14 protein-coding genes are annotated in these 17,850 nt (G+C 62.8%); 10 read left to right on the top strand and 4 right to left on the bottom strand.

From position 1 onward, the window contains the following. Positions 1 to 98 precede the first annotated feature (98 nt). From DPV79_RS13140 to DPV79_RS13105, 8 genes are read left to right on the top strand one after another with little or no spacing between them, the layout of a single operon-like run. Entirely contained in the window at positions 99 to 1,115 is a 1,017-nt protein-coding gene (locus DPV79_RS13140) for a GNAT family N-acetyltransferase (protein WP_133295643.1), read from the top strand. A 17-nt stretch (positions 1,116 to 1,132) separates the two neighbouring features. Further along, complete coding sequence (locus DPV79_RS13135) at positions 1,133 to 2,002, top strand: class I SAM-dependent methyltransferase (RefSeq protein ID WP_196482544.1); 870 nt, start codon at positions 1,133 to 1,135, stop codon at positions 2,000 to 2,002. A gap of 19 nt (positions 2,003 to 2,021) precedes the next feature. Then, a complete protein-coding gene (locus DPV79_RS13130) occupies positions 2,022 to 3,644 on the top strand; it encodes an FAD-binding oxidoreductase (protein ID WP_165843511.1) in 1,623 nt (540 codons plus the stop codon). A 4-nt stretch (positions 3,645 to 3,648) separates the two neighbouring features. Beyond that, positions 3,649 to 4,464 carry a DNA alkylation repair protein gene (locus tag DPV79_RS13125; RefSeq protein WP_113045596.1) on the top strand — a complete coding sequence of 272 codons (816 nt, stop codon included), beginning with the start codon at positions 3,649 to 3,651 and terminating at the stop codon, positions 4,462 to 4,464. Between the two features lie 24 nt (positions 4,465 to 4,488). Then, the gene (locus tag DPV79_RS13120) at positions 4,489 to 5,133 is read left to right on the top strand and encodes a peroxiredoxin-like family protein (RefSeq protein ID WP_060233800.1); all 645 of its coding nucleotides are present in this window, start codon (positions 4,489 to 4,491) and stop codon (positions 5,131 to 5,133) included. A 56-nt stretch (positions 5,134 to 5,189) separates the two neighbouring features. Further along, entirely contained in the window at positions 5,190 to 6,962 is a 1,773-nt protein-coding gene (locus DPV79_RS13115; protein ID WP_113045595.1) for an NAD(P)/FAD-dependent oxidoreductase, read from the top strand. A 7-nt stretch (positions 6,963 to 6,969) separates the two neighbouring features. Continuing rightward, positions 6,970 to 8,484 (top strand): amidase, encoded by a 1,515-nt coding sequence (locus DPV79_RS13110; protein ID WP_165843510.1) that lies wholly within the window; start codon positions 6,970 to 6,972, stop codon positions 8,482 to 8,484. Between the two features lie 53 nt (positions 8,485 to 8,537). After that, positions 8,538 to 9,911 carry a cation:proton antiporter gene (locus DPV79_RS13105; protein WP_113045593.1) on the top strand — a complete coding sequence of 458 codons (1,374 nt, stop codon included), beginning with the start codon at positions 8,538 to 8,540 and terminating at the stop codon, positions 9,909 to 9,911. Between the two features lie 169 nt (positions 9,912 to 10,080). Here DPV79_RS13105 and DPV79_RS13100 read toward each other — a convergent pair whose 3' ends face one another. From DPV79_RS13100 to DPV79_RS13085, 4 genes are all read right to left on the bottom strand, one after another. Beyond that, the gene (locus DPV79_RS13100; RefSeq protein WP_113045659.1) at positions 10,081 to 10,410 is read right to left on the bottom strand and encodes a DUF3579 domain-containing protein; all 330 of its coding nucleotides are present in this window, start codon (positions 10,408 to 10,410) and stop codon (positions 10,081 to 10,083) included. A gap of 22 nt (positions 10,411 to 10,432) precedes the next feature. Next, positions 10,433 to 11,794, bottom strand: a complete 1,362-nt coding sequence (locus tag DPV79_RS13095; protein ID WP_113045592.1) for a sigma-54-dependent transcriptional regulator — start codon at positions 11,792 to 11,794, stop codon at positions 10,433 to 10,435. Continuing rightward, a complete protein-coding gene (locus tag DPV79_RS13090; protein ID WP_113045591.1) occupies positions 11,784 to 13,667 on the bottom strand; it encodes a sensor histidine kinase in 1,884 nt (627 codons plus the stop codon). The genes DPV79_RS13095 and DPV79_RS13090 overlap by 11 nt, the downstream gene beginning before the upstream one ends. Before the next feature lie 115 nt (positions 13,668 to 13,782). Next, a complete protein-coding gene (locus DPV79_RS13085) occupies positions 13,783 to 15,147 on the bottom strand; it encodes a 2-hydroxycarboxylate transporter family protein (RefSeq protein WP_021156390.1) in 1,365 nt (454 codons plus the stop codon). Between the two features lie 431 nt (positions 15,148 to 15,578). Between DPV79_RS13085 and DPV79_RS13080 the strand changes: the two genes are divergently transcribed. Next, positions 15,579 to 16,409, top strand: coding sequence for a MetQ/NlpA family ABC transporter substrate-binding protein (locus DPV79_RS13080; RefSeq protein WP_021156388.1), 831 nt, complete (start codon positions 15,579 to 15,581; stop codon positions 16,407 to 16,409). Positions 16,410 to 16,420: 11 nt separating this feature from the next. Then, complete coding sequence (locus DPV79_RS13075; RefSeq protein ID WP_113045590.1) at positions 16,421 to 17,839, top strand: LLM class flavin-dependent oxidoreductase; 1,419 nt, start codon at positions 16,421 to 16,423, stop codon at positions 17,837 to 17,839. Positions 17,840 to 17,850: the final 11 nt, after the last annotated feature.

The following is a 17,850-nucleotide window of genomic DNA, read 5'->3' as shown; positions in this document are numbered from 1 at the left end:
GACGCGATCCACCTTCGTCGCCTGTTTGCGTGTGTTGATGATCTGCGCCTATCGATGGGTGGATTGCTGGTGGAGTAGCTATTGGCCAGGAGGGCCAGGTGTTGCAATTGAATAATGAGCGGGGCGCGGCTCAGCCGGACGTCAACGCATACATACTGAGAGACCGTGTCACGTCGCGACATACCTTGGTGCGGCGTTTGATTCCAGCGGGTATGTACCGCAGGGAGATGGTGCGACGATGGGTGATTGGCGAAGCGGAGCTTGACGGCATCACGATTGGTCTTGCCGCGAATTTCCTGCAACGGGAGCAAGCGTTTCGCTTGGTGCACGACGCTTATGTGGCGCGAGGCATCACGGTTCCCACGCGATCCGGGATGAAGTTCTCGCCCCACCATGTTTTACCGGGTACGACAACCTTCATTGCCGAGCGGGCAGGGCGCGTGCTGGGGACCATTTCGCTCGTGGAAGACTCGCCCATTGGATTGCCTATGGAAACGGTCCATGCCGCCGAAGTGGCCGCATTGCGCCATGCAGGTCGGCGGTTCGCCGAGGTCAGCACACTGTCGGTCGCGCAAGATGTGCGCGGGCGAGGCGTCTCCCTGTTGCTCTACAACGCGTTGTTCCGTTGGGCCCGTCGGCATCGCTTGATCGAGGATCTGGTGATAGCGGTGCATCCGAAAATGCGGGAGTTCTACTGCCACGGACTGCTTTTCGAGTGCTTGGGTCCGACGCGGGAATACGGGACGTTGAATCGGGCACTGTCGATCCCTTTGCGCATCGATCTGACGACGGCGCCCATCCGTTATCGCGATACCTATGACCGTGGAGACATGGAGATCGAGATCGCCGAACGTCGTACCAATCTCTACCGCTTCTTTGTCGAGGATGTCCTGGATTGCGTGCACCTTCCGCGATTCGAGCAAATTCCGTTTGCGCTGTCTTCGCCACCGCTATGGTCGGAGGGCGACGTTAAATCGTATCTGGCCGAATGCGGCGTCGATATGACTTCGCTGACTCGGCAAGCTCGGCGCTACCTCGCTGCCGTGTATCCGGGCATTGAGTCGTTTGCTTCGAGAGCGAGTGGTGCAGGTGATCTTCGCCTCTTGGCGAGTTAATAGCGGTAGAGGGGAGCATGATGTTCGTACCAGAACTATTCAAAACCATTGTGCGCGAAACCACGGCGCGCAAATCTTTGCCTCGAACACCCGAGCCGTGTCTGGTCATGGAGGGCGATGAGTCGGTCGATGCGTATGCAAACGGTGGGCGCCAGAGTGGTGCGCTGTCCGGGGTCTACCTCTATCACCTTGCGCAAATGTGCCGGATGATTCGACCCGATGAGGTCGTCCTGGATGTAGGTTGCGGGCCCTGCAATCTGCTTGGTCAGCTTGCCGAACTGAATCCGCGCTCGGAGTTCGTCGGTTTGGACATGTCGCAAACCATGTTGTCGAGAGCTGAGAGTAGTTTCGCGGCAAAAAGGGTGAGCAATGTCGAACTGCTCTGCGGCGATATGACGACGTTGAGTGGCGTCGACGATAAGAGCGTTGACGTTGTGGTGTCGTCCATGGCGTTTCATCATCTTCCCGATGTGGAAGCACTGGACAAGACATTTGCTCAAATTGATCGTGTGCTCAAGCCGGATGGTGCTGTCTATTTCAACGATTTCGGCCGGCTTCGTCATCCGGATTCCATTCGCTATTTCGTGAGCCGGGCGGCGGAGGGAGAGAGTCAGGAGTTGGTCGACGACTACTACCATTCGCTTCACGCTGCCTTTACGAGGCAGGAATACGAAACGCTCACGCGGCGTCATCTACGTCATCGAGGACGCGTCTACTCGACGATTATCAGCCCACTGCAAATTGTAATCAAAAGCCCGGACAGGCATATGACCGCGTCGGCAGGGGAACTGAAGCGTCGGTTCAGGGCGTTACCGCGTGCACGCAAAGCCGATGTGCGGCAGTTATCGATTTTTCTTCGTCTGGGCGGCCTTTCGGGGGCATTGTGAGTCGAGAGGACGATCCCCGATGATGAATGCGGCCATAGAGGCGTGGCGCACGGCGCTCGGTGTCGAATGGGTGCGCGACGACGTCCAAACGATTGAGCGATACGCGCAGGATACGAGCGACTACGCTCGGCAAGCCGTTGCCATCGTCGTGCCATCCAATACCCTGCAAGTGCAGGAAGTTGTTCGCATTGCGTCGACGTATCGTGTGCCGATCCATCCCATTAGTACGGGACGCAATTGGGGCTACGGTACCGCTAATCCACCGCGAGGCGGCTGCGCGATCGTCGATCTATCCCGCATGTGCGAGATCAGGGCGTTCGACGCTGATCTTGGTTTGGTGACGCTCGAACCAGGCGTCACCCAAGGAGCCTTGCGCGCGTGGATGGATGAGCGTCATTTGCCGTTTATGGTGCCGACCACGGGGGCGGGGCCGGGATGCAGCGTCGTAGGCAATGCGCTCGAACGCGGCTACGGGATTACTCCTGTGGCCGATCATTTTGCCGCCGTGACTGCACTCGAAGCAGTCTTGCCAGACGGCAGTATGTATCGCTCGCCGATGGCGGACAAGGAAGGAATGGGTGCATTCAAGTGGGGTGTCGGGCCTTATCTCGATGGAATCTTTACTCAAGGCCATGTAGGGATCGTTACCAGTATGACGGTCGCGTTGGCACGACGGCCTGCGTGCGTCGAGGCGTTCTATTTCTGGATTGATGCCGAGTCCAAGCTGGAATCGGCGGTGGAGGCCACGCGGCGCTTGCTTCAGGAGGCGGGCGCAAATATCGGCGGAATCAATCTTATGAGTGCGGCTCGCGTGCTGGCGATGTCGGGGCGGCATCGTCATGCCGATGATGTGGCGAACGGAAGTGACGCCGATGCCGTCGCGCTAGCAAGGCGTATGGGCGTGGCGCCGTGGATGGGTATTGGTGCTATCTACGGCACACGCTTTCACGCTAGAGCCACTCGACACGTGGTTCGCCGCACGCTCGATGACGTGGCGAGGCGAATCGTATTTATGACGCCCGCGAAGGCCGCGCGGCTCGACCGCTTGGCGAGGTGCTTGCCAGGCGCGCGAGCTCGGCGATTCGCCGAGATGGTCGACGTGATGAAGCAAGGATTGTCGCTGCTGGAGGGTGTCCCGGGAGAAGTCGCATTGCCGCTGGCGTATCGACATGCGGGGGCGCCGCCAGTGCACGATCGCCACCCATCGCGTGACGGATGTGGCTTGCTTTGGTATGCGCCTATCGTACCGCTGCGAGGCAAGGACGCACGGCGATTTGTGGACCTCGCTCGCGGCGTGTGCTCTCGTCATGGATTCGACTCGCCCATCACGCTGACCAGCGTTTCAGAACGTTCCTTCGACTGCACGCTGCCGCTGTTGTTTGACAGGACGGACGCAGGAGCGTGCAAGGCGGCTCGCGAATGTTGGGATGAATTGCTGTCGGTTGGGAGGCAATCAGGATTTTTGCCGTACCGGGTCCACGTACGCAATACGTCTTCGATCGTGGACGAAACGCAAGGGTTTTGGGCGGTGGCCGGCAAGATCAAGGCGGCATTGGATCCACTGAACATTCTTTCCCCAGGGCGCTGGGAGTCGGTGGCCAAGAGGTGTCGCCACACCACTCACACGATAGAAATGGAGTAACGCCGTGCCTGGTTTAGTACCTGAGAGAAAAACCGCTCTGAATAGCGGACTGGCTGCAACGACAAATTTGGCCGAATGCCTGGCGATCGACCAGGTCGCGTTGGCGAAAGCGGTGCTGCCTTTGATGGGGCTCGATGTAGCGCTTGAGAGCGTTCTCGCCGCGCAGGAGAAGGTGGCCTCCAAGGGCATCAGCCATCAGATGGCGGCTATCGGGTTGGCAATCGGTGAGGCAGTTCTCGATCTGCCGGTAAGGAAGGCGACGGTCGCACGGGACGGTCTTCGCCATCACATCTCGGACACAGTTCGGTCGTGGGCGGCATTCGCGGTTACGCGTGCGGACGCAGGCTTGGGGCTCTGCGCGCGATTGGACGCCGCTCGGCCGTACGCGGCGGACACTCACTTTGGTGTGCGCGAATGGGCTTGGATAGCCGTTCGTCCGTATGTCGCCGCAGATGTGCAAGGTGCCATCTCGATACTGCTCGCTTGGACGGCGTCGTCGGATCCGAACGTTCGGCGGTTCGCGTCGGAGAGCATTCGACCGCGCGGGGTTTGGTGCGAGCACATCACGCTGCTCAAGACCCATCCGGAAATTGCGGAGCCGCTACTCGAAGCGCTCAAGGCGGACGATGCGCGATATGTCCAGGACTCGGTCGCCAATTGGTTGAACGATGCCAGCAAAACATCCCCTGAATGGGTGTGTGAACTTTGCGAACGGTGGGGGCGTGAAGGCGTCCCTGCTACTGATCGCATAGTCGGTAGAGCCCTAAGGACTCTGCGGAAGACGGGTCGCGTTGTCAGCGACGTCAAACATCAGCGTTAGCCAGTTATCAAGGAGATTGTCATCATGTCACTGTCGACTCAAATCGATGCGCTCAAGGCAGGAATGGCCGATAAGGTGCCAGCCGAGGCACTCCAGGCGATGGGTAAGGCGGCTGCGGATCTCGCAGCCTCGGGGATTGCGGAAACGGCATTAAAGGCAGGCGCTCGCGCCCCGGCCTTTGAACTCCCCGATGCTGAGGGGAGCATTGTGCGATTGAGCGAATTGCTCAAGGACGGACCGGTGGTCCTGACCTTCTACCGGGGACAGTGGTGCCCGTTCTGCAACTTGACCTTGGCGGCGCTTCAGCATGCGCTTCCGGAAATCCGAGAGGCAGGTGCAACCTTGGTCGCCGTTTCGCCGCAGACCCCGCAATCGACGGCGGCTACGGTGAAGGCAAGCGCGATCGACTTTCCGGTGCTGAGCGATGCGGGGAACCACATCGCACGATCCTTTGGCCTGGTGTTTTCGCTCGCCACCGACATGCGGCCCATCTATCGGGATCTTGGCGTCGATCTGCCAGCCTTCAATGGCGATGCGAGCTACGAGCTTCCACTCGCCGCAACTTATGTTATCGGCCAGAACGGAAGCGTCGCGTATGCCTTTGTCGATAGCGACTACACCCGTCGACTGGAACCTGCAGAGATCGTGCGCATCGTCAAGGCACTCTGATCAAGCGCGGGGAAATGCCTTCACTATCACTATCCAGAAAATAAGGACTCTTATCTATGTCAAGGATCGCCATTATCGGTTCTGGCGTGTCCGGCAACCTGGCCGCCATGTACTTCCGGAAACGATTACCCGGTGTGGAGGTGATAGTGATAGGCCGGCACGACCGGGAGCGTCCCTTGGTCGGCGAGTCGACCGTCGAGTTGACGACTCATTTTCTCAAGGGGCTGGGACTGTCCCAGCTCCTTGAAGAGCGCCATTACCACAAGTATGGTTTGACTTACTACTTCAAACTGTCGACGGATCCTGCGTGTCGGCGATACGTGGTGCATGAAGCGCCTGGTGTGATTCGCATGCCAGCCTTCAATCTGAATCGCTGGACGTTCGACCGGGATATCCGTCAGATCAACGATGACATCGGCGTCGCGCGCATTGACGGAGATGTGATCGGTGTTGACCTGGGTGTCGGTGCATCGAGCACTCATCAACTGACGATAAAGCGTCGAGACGGTGATGAGATGTCGTTTCATGCCGACTGGATCGTCGATGCGAGCGGGCGTAATCGCTTCTTGGCTCGGAAGCTTGATTTGAAGAAGGAGCCTTCCTATCAACGGAGTTCCTTCTGGTTTCGGTTGAAGCGCTTCGATCGGACGGCGCTGTCGAGGATAAGTGCCGAGCGTATCGAACACCATTGCTATGACGCCTACTATGTCACGCACCACTTCTACGGTCGAGGCTATTGGATCTGGGTTATCCCGATGCGCTCCGAAACGGGCGAGGACCTGGTCAGCATTGGCATCACCTATCGACCTGAAATGAGCGAATCGGATGTGTCGAGCGTGGACGATTTTCTCACTCGCATGCGGAACGATCACCCCGTATTGTGCGACCTTGTTCGATCGGGGGAAGTGCATGATGTGAACAGCTACCGGAACTACATGTACGAGTCGAAGCAATACTATTCGACTGATGGCTGGTTTCTGATCGGCGATGCGGCTTTCACGTTCGACCCGGCAAATAGCGCGGGTCTAGCCTATCTGGCACAACAGATTCCGCACGTGGCCGCCATGATCCAGAAGGACATGGGCGGTGTATTGCGTCAATCCTACGTAGACTGTCTTGAGGAACATATTCAAGCGCAGCTGGCGCTGCAGGATACCTGGAGCAAGTGGTACGAGATCATGCACGATCCGATGCGGATGGCATGGACGCTGCTATTTGCCAATATGGCCTACTTCCAGATTCTTCTGCCGAACTACGTGAACGGTGGATTTCTTGACGGCCAACAGGCTCGTCAACTTGCAGAGCTGTTGCCACGGTACTCGCGTGAAAAGCAGCCAAGTCCGTACCCGTTTCCCTGCCTGATCGACGAGATTATTGATTCGCGCTCGGCGATTGGACCAGAGTTGTTACCCAATCTGTACGACCGATCGGTCAACTTCGATTTGTATCGGGCCGATGAGAGGGCGCGTCCGCGCTACGCCGCGCGATATTACTGGTTGTTGGTCGTTTTGCGTTTGCGACTGATGCGCTATGTGGCATGGCAGCCATCGTTCAAACACATATCGCTGGCGGCACACCATCTCGTCGGGGCCTGCAAGGATGCGGCGAGATCTTTGGTGCTGCGGATAAGGCCATCGTTGTTCTACAAGTATGGAACTGCGCCTTCGGTTTTGTCGTCACCATTCGAACCCAACGGCGGTTTTCTCCGCCTACCTGAGGTTGATCGCTCGCAGCATCCGCCATTGAATACGATGAACGCGTCGGGACTGACGGAGGGTAGCGGGACTTTTCAACAACCTAGCCGCGCCGATGCTGTCTCGGCACATTGAGATTGCGATGGATGTGATGAATGCTGATGACGGTAGCGGCGATCAGGGGACATGCTCGTGTCATGACCTGATGGGCTTGAGTGCCGCACAAATTGCCGCGGACGTGAGGCGACGGGAGTTGTCTCCGGTGGAAGTGGTCAGTGCGCATATCGAGCACGCGAAGCGGGTGGATGCATCTATCAATGCGATCGCGCACGAGCGATTCCATGCGGCTCTCGAAGAAGCGCGCCATGCAGAGCGAATGGTCCTGCGAGGCGAGACGCTAGGCCCTCTGCACGGGGTGCCCTGTACGGTGAAGGAAGGCCTGGGTTTCGGAGGGTTGCCGCATACGGCGGGATCGACACTTCGACTCGCGCATCGAGCCAAGGCGGATGCAACGGTCATTGCACGCATCAGGGCTGCCGGCGCGATAGTCATTGGCTTGACCAACCAATCGGAGATGGCCTTGTGGCCTGCGGCGAGCAACCTTGTGTACGGTCGCACCGAGAATCCCTGGTGTGTAGGGAGGTCGGCAGGGGGGAGCAGCGGCGGGGAGGCCGCCATCGTGGCAACCGGCGGATCGGTGTTTGGTATCGGTACGGATGGCGGTGGCTCGATCCGGATTCCGGCCGCATATTGTGGCGTGTTTGGTCATAAGCCGTCGAGTCGAACGGCGCCGTTAACGGGGCATGTGCCTCTCGATGAAATGTTTGGCTCGCTGCCCGGCGCGCAGGACATGGCGCGGTACTTCGCGCCGGGACCCATGGCACGGCGCGCTGAAGATCTGATGCTAGTTCTGCGCGTCATGGCAGGAGAGGACGGTTTCGACAGAAACGTGAAGTTATGCATGCTGTCGGAACCGGCCATGGCGCGCTTGAAAGGTCGTCGGGTTCTGATGTGTGACGCCCCACCGATCGGACGACGACGGTCGGTTCACGCCGAGGCCAGTGCTGCGGTGCGCCGAGCTGCAGTCGCCCTGGAGTCCGCCGGCGCGATTGTTGTTCCGTGGTCCGATCCACTGCTGGCCAATGCGTTCGAACTTTGGGCGACTGCCGTATCGGCATGCGGCGGGCCTAGCTTGCAGGCGCTTATCGGACAAGGGCGGCCCCCGAACCTGGGCCGGGAACTGGGACGTCGACTGATCGGAAAGCCTCGGCACACTGCGGCGGCTTGGCTGACGTGCGCGTCCGAGCGGTGGTTGTCGCCCGGACGGGCGGCGCAACTGCGACGATTTCAGGAGTTAGGCGCACTGAATCGGCGCCTTCTGAGGTCCCTCGGCGACGACGGCCTTCTGCTGCTTCCACCGGTCCGCGGCGTCGCACCCAGGCATGGCGACGCGATGCTGCATCCTGCCGATATCGGCTTGTCGGCGCTATTCAACGTCATGGAGTTGCCCGCGACCGTCGTGCCGGTCGGGTTAGGCGCGCACGGCCTGCCGTTGTCGGTACAGGTCGTGGGGCCGTATGGCGGCGATCATTTGACGCTTTCCGCTGCGTTGGCGCTGGAGCAACTTCTCGGAGGCTGGCACAGACCAGCAATCTAAGCGACGAAGTGTCGTTATCTACTCCGTTCGTATTCAAGTTACTAGGGCTATTCATGAGTCAAACCTTGGCCGCGTCCAGTGTCGCGGCGCCATCTGCTACGCTCGTAAACCAGGCGCAATCTGCAGTGGGCTCTTCCGCTGAGCATCTGGTATTGCAGCTACTTTATCAATTGATCGTCATCCTGTTGGTCACGCGTAGCGTCGTTTGGCTGAGCAGGCGATTTCTCGGGCAGACCGCCGTCGCAGGCGAGATATTGGCTGGCTTGGTGCTTGGCCCGAGTCTGCTCGGCAAGCTTTTCCCGGAGGTGATGCATGCCGTTTTCGTACCGGAGACGTCAGCGATCTTTGTCGGCATCGCACAGGTGGGGCTGATCCTGCTGATGTTCCAAATCGGGATGGAGTTCGATTTCAAGGTGCAGTTGCGGCAGGGGCGGTCGGCCATTGCGGTGATCAGTATCGTGGGTGTGGCCGTGCCATTTTCGTTGGGTTTTGTCACTGCTCCGTGGCTATGGGAGACGCTCGCCGAGCCACGCCCCGATCTGCGTGCGTTCAGGTTGTTCTTTGCTACGGCCATATCGATCACCGCTATTCCGATTCTCGGTCGGATCTTCATGGAGCTTGGTCTATCGCACACACGGACGGCGGCGCTGACGATCGGCTCAGCGGCGATTGATGACATCTTTGGGTGGCTGTTGCTCGGCGCGGTTTCCACGATGGTCATATCGCGTTTTGATCCCGCGCAGTTTGCACTCAACGCATTGCTGGTGCTTGGTTACGTCGGTGCTGTGCTGTTGGTCGTGCGCCCCGCAATGCGGTATTGGCTTTCGCGCGTCCTGGTCGCGGAACGGCAATTGAGTACGAGCGCGATTGCATGGATACTCCTGACGCTACTCGTATCGGCGTCGATCACGAGTAGCCTGGGTATTTTCGCCATCATCGGCGGTTTCGTGATCGGTGTTGCACTGCATGAAAACCGACAATTTGTGGCGCAGTGGAACGAGCGGGTAAGCGGCTTCGTACACGTGTTTTTTATCCCCGTTTTCTTTGCTTATACGGGGTTGCGAACCGACGTGGGATCCCTGGCGACACTGCATGACTGGGTGGTTTGTGGCTTGGTATGCCTGCTCGCCTTCGTTGCGAAGTTCGGTGGTACCTATATCGCCAGTCGCATCATGGGTGAAAGCCGAAGGAGCGCGGCTGCCATCGGAGTTTCGATGAATACGCGCGCATTGATGGAACTGATCGCGTTGAACATTGGTTACGATCTCGGCGTGCTTCCCAAGCAGACCTTCACGATGCTCGTCATCATGGCCATTGCGAGTACCTTTATCGCGACGCCGCTGATACGTCGGCTGATGCAGGATCAGCGACGAGTGGTTGAAGCTCGATCATCGACCGTGCCCATGGTGGAAACGATCACACGTTAGATCGAGAAGAATAGCTGCGCAGGCTCGCGGCGGATAACTTGGTGTGCGAGCGCTTGGAAGCGCTGAAGCAATGAATGTTGAAGCCGTTGCTGGCAGATGTCGCAAGCGTCGATTTTCACGAATGCCTCGTTTTGTTGGAGGTTCTAAACCGCCGAGCGCTATGTGTGTTTCAGCGCACCGCCAGCGCGGGCACCGTCTGAAGCTCGACGGGGAGGTCGTTGTCGGTCGCGAACTGCATCGCGAAATCGAAGGCGTCCGTGCAGACGGTGCGCAATTCATCCGACACGAACAGGCATTTGACGCCGCCGTCGACCACCGGCATCGCGAGCCGCGACAGCGCGCACGGATAACCGGGCCGCCGCTCGCCGACGAACAGCGTGATGACGCCCGCGAGGCGCTCCGGCCAGTCGCTCGGGCGGAAGGTTTTCTGCGCGCGCGTGACGCCGCGGATCAGGTGGCCGGCGATGCGGCCCTGTTCGGTGACTTCGATGCGATCCATGCTCTGCGTGTCCTCGTTCGCGTCATTCGCCGCCATCGGCCGCCGCGTCGCCGCGCGCGGGAATCCGCAGGTTGCGCAGCTTGTGATAGAGCGTCTTCTTCGGCATGCCGAGCGCTTCGCTGGCCTCTGCGACGTTGCCGTTGTGACGCTGCAGCATGTCCTCGATCAGCATCCGCTCGAAGTACGCGAGCTGCTCCGCGAGCGTGCCGCCCGCGGTCGGCGTGCCGCCGGACGACAGCAGGCTGTCGCCGGTCAGCCCGAGCACGAAGCGGTCGGCCACGTTCTGCAGCTCGCGCACGTTGCCGGGCCAGGCGTGCGTCATCAGTTCGGATACCTGCGCAGCCGTGACGACCGGTGCCGGCTGCCCGAAGCGCCGTGTGGCCGCGAGCACGAAATGCTCGAACAGCAGCGGCACGTCTTCGCGCCGCTCGCGCAGCGGCGGCAGTTCGATCTGCGCGACGTTGAGGCGATACAAAAGGTCGGCGCGGAAGCGGCCGTCGGCCGCCAGTTCGGCAAGATCCGCCTTCGACGCGGCGACCACGCGGCAGTCCACCGGAATCAGCTCGTTCGCGCCGAGCCGCTCGACCACGCGCTCCTGCAGCACGCGCAGCATCTTGACCTGCAGCGGAACCGGCATCGTCTCGATCTCGTCGAGGAACAGCGTGCCGCCGTCCGCCCATTCGATCTTGCCGATGCGCTTCTTGATCGCACCCGTGAACGCGCCGGCCTCGTGGCCGAACAGTTCGCTTTCGAACACCTGCTCGGGCAGGCCGCCGCAGTTCAGCGCGACGAAATGCGCGTCGCGCCGGCCGCCGAAGTCGTGCAGGCTGCGCGCGATCAGTTCCTTGCCGGTGCCCGTTTCGCCGGTGATCAGCACCGACACCGACGTATCGGCGAGACGCAGGATCTTCTTGCGCACGTCGGCCATCGCGGGCGACTTGCCGAGCACGAACGCCTCGATGCCCTGCCAGTTGTTCAGCGCCGCGCGCAGGCCCTGCACCTCGAGCGTCAGGCGGCGCTTCTCGACCGCGCGTGCGACGCGCCCCGCGATCACGTCCGACGAAAACGGTTTCTCGATGAAGTCGTACGCGCCGACCTGCATCGCGCCAACGGCCGTCGAGATATCGGCGTGGCCGCTGATCAGCACGACCGGGATCTGCGCGTCGATGGCCATCACGCGATCGAGCAACTGCAGCCCGTCGATGCCCGGCATCCGCACGTCTGACACGATCACGACCGGCGCGCCGGGCGCGACGTGATGAAGCGCGTCGGCGGCCGACGCGAAGGCCTCGACCGCGAAGCCCGCAAGCGCCACCGCCTGCTCGACGCCGATCCGGACGTTTTCATCGTCCTCGACGACCAGCACCCGAATCTCATCTTCCATGCTCTGTCCTTTGCAGCGTTGCCGCCGCGAATTCGATACTGAACTGCGCGCCGCCTTCGTCGCGGTTCGTCGCGGCGATCTTCGCGCCGAACGCCTCGACGATGCGCGACGTGATCGCGAGGCCGAGCCCGAGGCCCTGGCCGCGCGGCTTGGTCGTGACGAACGGCTCGAACAGGTGCGGCAGCACCTCGGGCGCGATGCCCGCGCCGCTGTCGGCGACGGTGAAGCGCACACGGCCGGCTTCGTCCGGCCCGGCGGCCTCGATGACGATGCGGCGCACGGGCGCGTCGCGCACCGCGTCGAGCGCGTTGCCGAGCAGGTTCACGATCACCTGCTGCAACTGGCTCGATTCGGCCGACACGGCGGTGCCGGGCGCGATGTGCACGTCGAGTTGCACGCCTTCGTCGCGGATCCGCGCATCGTAGATGAGCCGCGCATGTGCGACGGCCTCGTTCAGCGAGACCGCGACGCGCTCGACGTCGGGCTTGCGCGCGAAGGTCTTCAGCTCGCCGGTGAGCACGGCCATGCTGTCGACGAGCTTGCCGATCCGTTCGAGATTGGCGAGCGCCGGCGCCGGCTGGCCGCGCTCGAAGAACGTGCGCGCGTTGTCGCACAGCGTGCGGATCGCGACGAGCGGCTGGTTCAGCTCGTGCGTGAGGCCGGCGGCCATCTGCCCGAGCACCGCGAGCTTGCCCGCGTGCACGACTTCCTGCTGCGACGCGCGCAGCCGCTGCTCGGTGCGCTCGCGCTCGACGATCTCGCGCTGCATCCGTTCGTTCGCGGCCGTCAGCGCGGCGGTGCGCTGCGCGACGGTCAGCTCGAGCCGGTCGTTCGCGCGCCGCAGCGCGTCCTGCGCGTTCAGCCGCGCGACGATCGCGCGGCGGCGCTGGATCGCGTAACCGGCCAGCAGCGCGGCGATCAGGAACGCGCCGGTGACGAACACGAAGGCCGTCTGCTGCTGGCGCCGCGCGCCCGCGATGTCGAGCAGCACCATCAGCGAATCGCCGGCCTGCGGCGCGGGGCGCGACATCACGAGATAGCGTGTGGTGCGGCCGGCGTGGCGCGGATCGGGGAAGGTGCCGAACCACGCGGCCGCGCTGCGGTCGCCGATGCGGCGGTACGGCAGCGCGTCGACGGTGCGGCCCGCGTACTGTCGCGACGCCTGGATGTCGCGCTGCTGCTGCGCGGTGATCGGGCGCAGCGCGGTGAATTTCCACGCGGGTTCGGTCGAGATCACGACCACGCCGTTGCCGTCGACGACCATCGCGGCGACGCCCGGCGCGCGCCACGCCGATTCGAGCGGATCGACGCTGATCTTCACAGCGGCGACGCCGATCGGCACGCCGTCGTCGCGCACCGCGCTCGCGAAGTAGACGCCCGGCACGCCGGTGTTGGTGCCGATGCCGAAGAAGCGGCCGCTGCCGCGCGCGAGCGCGTCCTTGAAATACGGCCGGTACGACACGTTGGTGCCGACGAAGCTGAGCGTCTCGTTCCAGTTGCTGGCGGCGATCACGTCGCCCTGCAGGTCGATCACGTCGACCGCGCCGCTGCCCGCGTCGCGGTTCACGGCTTCGAGGTAGGTGTTCACCGTGTGCACGAGCTCGGGCGCTTCGTGCGGCGCGGCTTTCAGCATCGCGCGCACGCGGTCCTGCCGCGCGACCAGGCCGGGCAGGATCTCGAAGCGGCCGAGTTCGCTCTTCAGGCTCGACGCATAGAGGTCGAGCCGGTGCGCACCGGTTTCCTCGAGCGCGTCGATCGCGCGTTCCCACGCGAAATCGACGGCCGCGGCCGCCACGCACACGTACAGCACGCCGGCCGATGCCCAGCCCCACCACGGGATTCCCTTGAAGCTTTTCTGCACGTTCGCCCTCATCGAAGCCCGCAACCGGCCGCCCGGAGCGACGCCCCGAACGACGCGCGCCGCGCGCCGGCAAGGCCGGCGGCGGCGCGTGCGAAGCGGCCTGCGCGACGGAACGCGCGGCGGCGCGTCATCCGAAGTGTGCGATCAGGATCAGCGTGACCGTGACGACGATCGCGCCGCCGATGCGGGTGGCGATCTGCGCGAACGGCATCAGCTGCATCCGGTTCGCGGCAGTGAGGATCGCGACGTCGCCGGTGCCGCCTTGCCCGCTGTGGCAGGCGTTCACGATTGCGGTGTCGATAGGGTACATCTTCATCAGGCGGCCGACCACGAAACCGGTGCCCATCAGCGTCGCGACGGTCGACACGATCGTGACCACGTTGACGATCGTGAACGCGGCGGTCAGCTTGTCCCACGGTGTCATCGCGACGCCGATCGCGAACAGCAGCGGGTACGTGACGGCGGTCGAGAAGAACTTGTAGACGACGAACGCGCCTTCCTGCAGCGGCGGCGACACCGCGCGCGCGAGCTTCACGAGCACCGCGAGGAACAGCATCGCGACCGGCGCGGGCAGGCCGAACAGCTTGTGCGCCATCAGGCCGACCAGGTACAGCGTGATCGCCGTGATGCCGGCGCCCGCGATGTGCGAGACGTCGACGTGGCCGCGGATTTCCTCGTTCTCGGGCGTCATGTCGCCCGATTCGCCGACCTGCAGGCGGCCGTTGCCGGTCAGGTGCGGGAAGCGCTTGCCGAGCATGTCGAGCGCACCCGACAGGATGATCGCGGTCAGGCTGCCGAGCATCACCGGCGGCAGCACCATCGCGAACATCTCGCCTTGCGGCAGGTGCATCAGTTCCGAATAGCCGATCGACAGCGGAATCGCGCCTTCGCCGACGCCGCCCGCCATGATCGGCACGACGATGTACAGCAGCGTGTGACGCGCGCCGAGGCCGAGCGCGGTACCCACCGCCGTGCCGACGATCGCGGCCGCGACCGAGCCGGCCGCGAGCGGGATGAAGATCTTCACGAAGCCCTGGATCAGCACGCGCCGGTCCATGCTCAGGATGCTGCCGACGATGATCGACGCGATGAACAGGTACAGGAAGTTGGTCGACTTCGTGAACTCGACCGTCAGGTTCAGCACCGGCTTCGGCAGCACGTGGTAGTAGGTGAGCGCCGACGGCACGAAGGTCGCGAAGATCGCGGCGGCGCCGATGTTGCGCAGGAGCGGCAGGCGCTTGCCCAGTTCCGCGCAGGTGAAGCCGAAGAACGCGAGCACCGCGATCGCCATCGAGATCTCGCCGGGCACCTTGCCGGTGACCGAGAAGCCGACGATCAGCGCAAGCAGGATGAAATAGACGGGCAGCGGGATGATGCCGATGCGGATTTCCATCAGCTTCCACCAGCCTTCCGGCCAGAAGCGCTCGCGCGGGGCGGCGACGGCGTTGGAAACCGGCTCCGGATGGGACGGGGTATGGATAGAGGTCTGCAAGACGTGTCTCCTGATGTTGGAATGCCTGCATCGCTTCGCGGCATCGTGTGCCGTCTATTACGCAACCCCCATGCCAGAAATGCGGCCTGCTGGAATATTTTTAATGCATTGATTTGTAAGGAATTTGTTTCGTCTGCGGAAAGGGCGGGCCGACCGGCTGGCCGAGATTTCGGAATTCGCCCGGCGTCCAGGCCGAGATTTCGGCCAGCTGGCCGTCCGGCCGCCTCCCGCTCCCGCTCCCGCGTGGCCACCCGCCATATCGCGGCGCGCGATTTTCTTCGCACAATCGCTTCGTAGACCGTCCCCGCTCCGCTCTCTATCATCGGCTGATCCTTTTCCGACGTGCTTGACCCTTGTCCGGAGAACGCCCGTGCGTTCGCCGCGGCGTCGCTCATCCGTCGATACCGTCTTTGGACAGGAGAGTGGTTCCCATGCTGCATGCCGTTTTTTCCGCCCGTCTTTCCGCCGGCCGCGTCGCGCGCCTGCTGGCCGCCGCCCTGCTCGGCGTCGCACTGCTCAATGGTGCGCGGGCCGACACCGCGCCGCTGAAGGTCGGCATTTCGACGAGCCCGCAGATCGAGGCGCTGAAGGTGGCCGCCAAGGAGGCGAAGGCGCAGGGGCTCGACGTGAGGATCGTCGAATTCACCGACTGGAATACGCCGAACGCGGCGCTCGCGAACAAGGACATCGACGTCAACTACTTCCAGCACATCCCGTTCCTCGAGAACGCGAACAAGCAGGGCGGCTACAACTTCGTGTCGATCGCGCCCGGCACGATCATGAAGATCGGCCTCTATTCGAAGAAGGTGAAAAGCTTCAGCGAGCTGAAGGACGGCGCGAAGGTCGCGATCGCGAACGATCCGGTGAACGGCGGGCGCGGGTTGCTGCTGCTGCAGCGCGCGGGGCTCATCAAGCTGAAGCCGGGTGCCGACTACCGCGCGACGACGCACGACATCGTGTCGAACCCGAAGCACCTGAAGATCATCCCGCTCGAGGCATCGCAACTCGCGCGTTCGCTCGACGACGTCGATCTCGCGCAGGGCTACCCGAGCTTCATCAAGCTCGCCGGCACGACCGACCCGAACAGCGCGCTGCTGTTCGACGGCACCGAGAACAAGATCTTCGCGATCCAGTGGGTCGTGCGGCCGGACAGCGTGAACGACCCGCGCATCCGCAAGTTCATCGCGATCTACCAGCAGTCGCCGGCCGTGCGCCGTGCGCTCGACAACGCGTTCGGCTCGCTGTACGCGATCGCGTGGTGACGGAGGCAGGCATGACGACGGCGAACCGCAAGAAGATCCTGCTCAACGCGTTCAACATGAACTGCGTCGGGCACATCAACCATGGGCTGTGGACGCATCCGCGCGACCGCTCCGCGCACTACACCGATCTCGACTACTGGGCCGACCTCGCGAAAACGCTCGAACGCGGCAAGTTCGACGGGATCTTCCTCGCGGACATCGTCGGCGTGTACGACGTGTTCGGCGGCGGCCCCGACGTTGCGCTGCGCGAATCGGTGCAGGTGCCCGTCAACGATCCGCTGCTGCTGGTGCCCGCGATGGCGCAGGTCACGCGGCATCTCGGCTTCGGCGTGACCGCGAACCTGACCTACGAGCCGCCTTATCTGTTCGCGCGCCGCATGTCGACGCTCGATCACCTGACGAAAGGGCGCGTGGGCTGGAACATCGTCACCGGTTATCTCGACAGCGCCGCACGCGGGATGGGCCTCCCGCAGCAGATCGGCCACGACGACCGCTACGAGCGCGCGGACGACTACATGGACGTCGTCTACAAGCTGTGGGAGCAGAGCTGGGACGACGACGCGGTGATCCGCGACGCGCAGGCGCGCGTGTTCGCGCAGCCGGGCAAGGTGCGGCGCGTGAAGCACGACGGGCCCTTCTATTCGATCGATGCGATCCACCTGAGCGAGCCGTCGCTGCAGCGCACGCCGGTGCTGTACCAGGCCGGTTCGTCCGCGCGCGGCGTCGAGTTCGCGGGCCGTCACGCCGAATGCGTGTTCGTGAACGGGCAGAGCAAGGCCGCCGCGCGTGCGGCGGCGCTCGACATCCGTGCGGCTGCCGCGCGGCAGGGGCGCGATCCGGCGTCGATCAGGATCTTTGCCGGCGTGAGCGTCGTGACGGCCGAGACCGAATTGCTCGCGCGTGAAAAATTCGACGAATACCGGCGCTATGCGAGCCCCGAAGCGGGCCTCGCGCATTTCGCGAGCTCGACCGGCATCGACTTCGCGAAGTACGGCCTCGACGAACCGATCTCGTATGTGAAGACCGACTCGATCCAGTCGGCCGTCGACGCGATCTCGCGCAAGAGCACGACCGGCACGTGGACCGTGCGGCGGATGCTCGAACAGATGTCGCTCGGCGGCCGGTATGCGCCGATCGTCGGCTCGCCGTCGCAGGTCGCGGACGAACTGCAGTCGTGGATCGACGAGACGGGCATCGACGGTTTCAACCTGACGCGCACCGTGATGCCCGAGTCGTTCGAGGATTTCGTCGACTGGGTCGTGCCCGAGCTGCAGAACCGCGGCGTCTACAAGGAAGACTACGATCCCGCGCCGACGCTGCGCGAGAAGCTGTTCGGCGCGGGCCCGCGCCTGCCCGCGTGGCACACGGGCGCGCAGCACCGGCCGGCTGCCGTGCCGGCATCCGAACCCGCGCATCCCGCGCATGCCTGAACGTGACGGAG

Origin of the sequence: Burkholderia reimsis, assembly GCF_003294055.1 — a bacterium.
In the GTDB taxonomy this organism is placed as follows: Bacteria; Pseudomonadota; Gammaproteobacteria; order Burkholderiales; family Burkholderiaceae; genus Burkholderia; species Burkholderia cepacia.
This window is presented reverse-complemented; position numbering and strand designations above follow the sequence as displayed.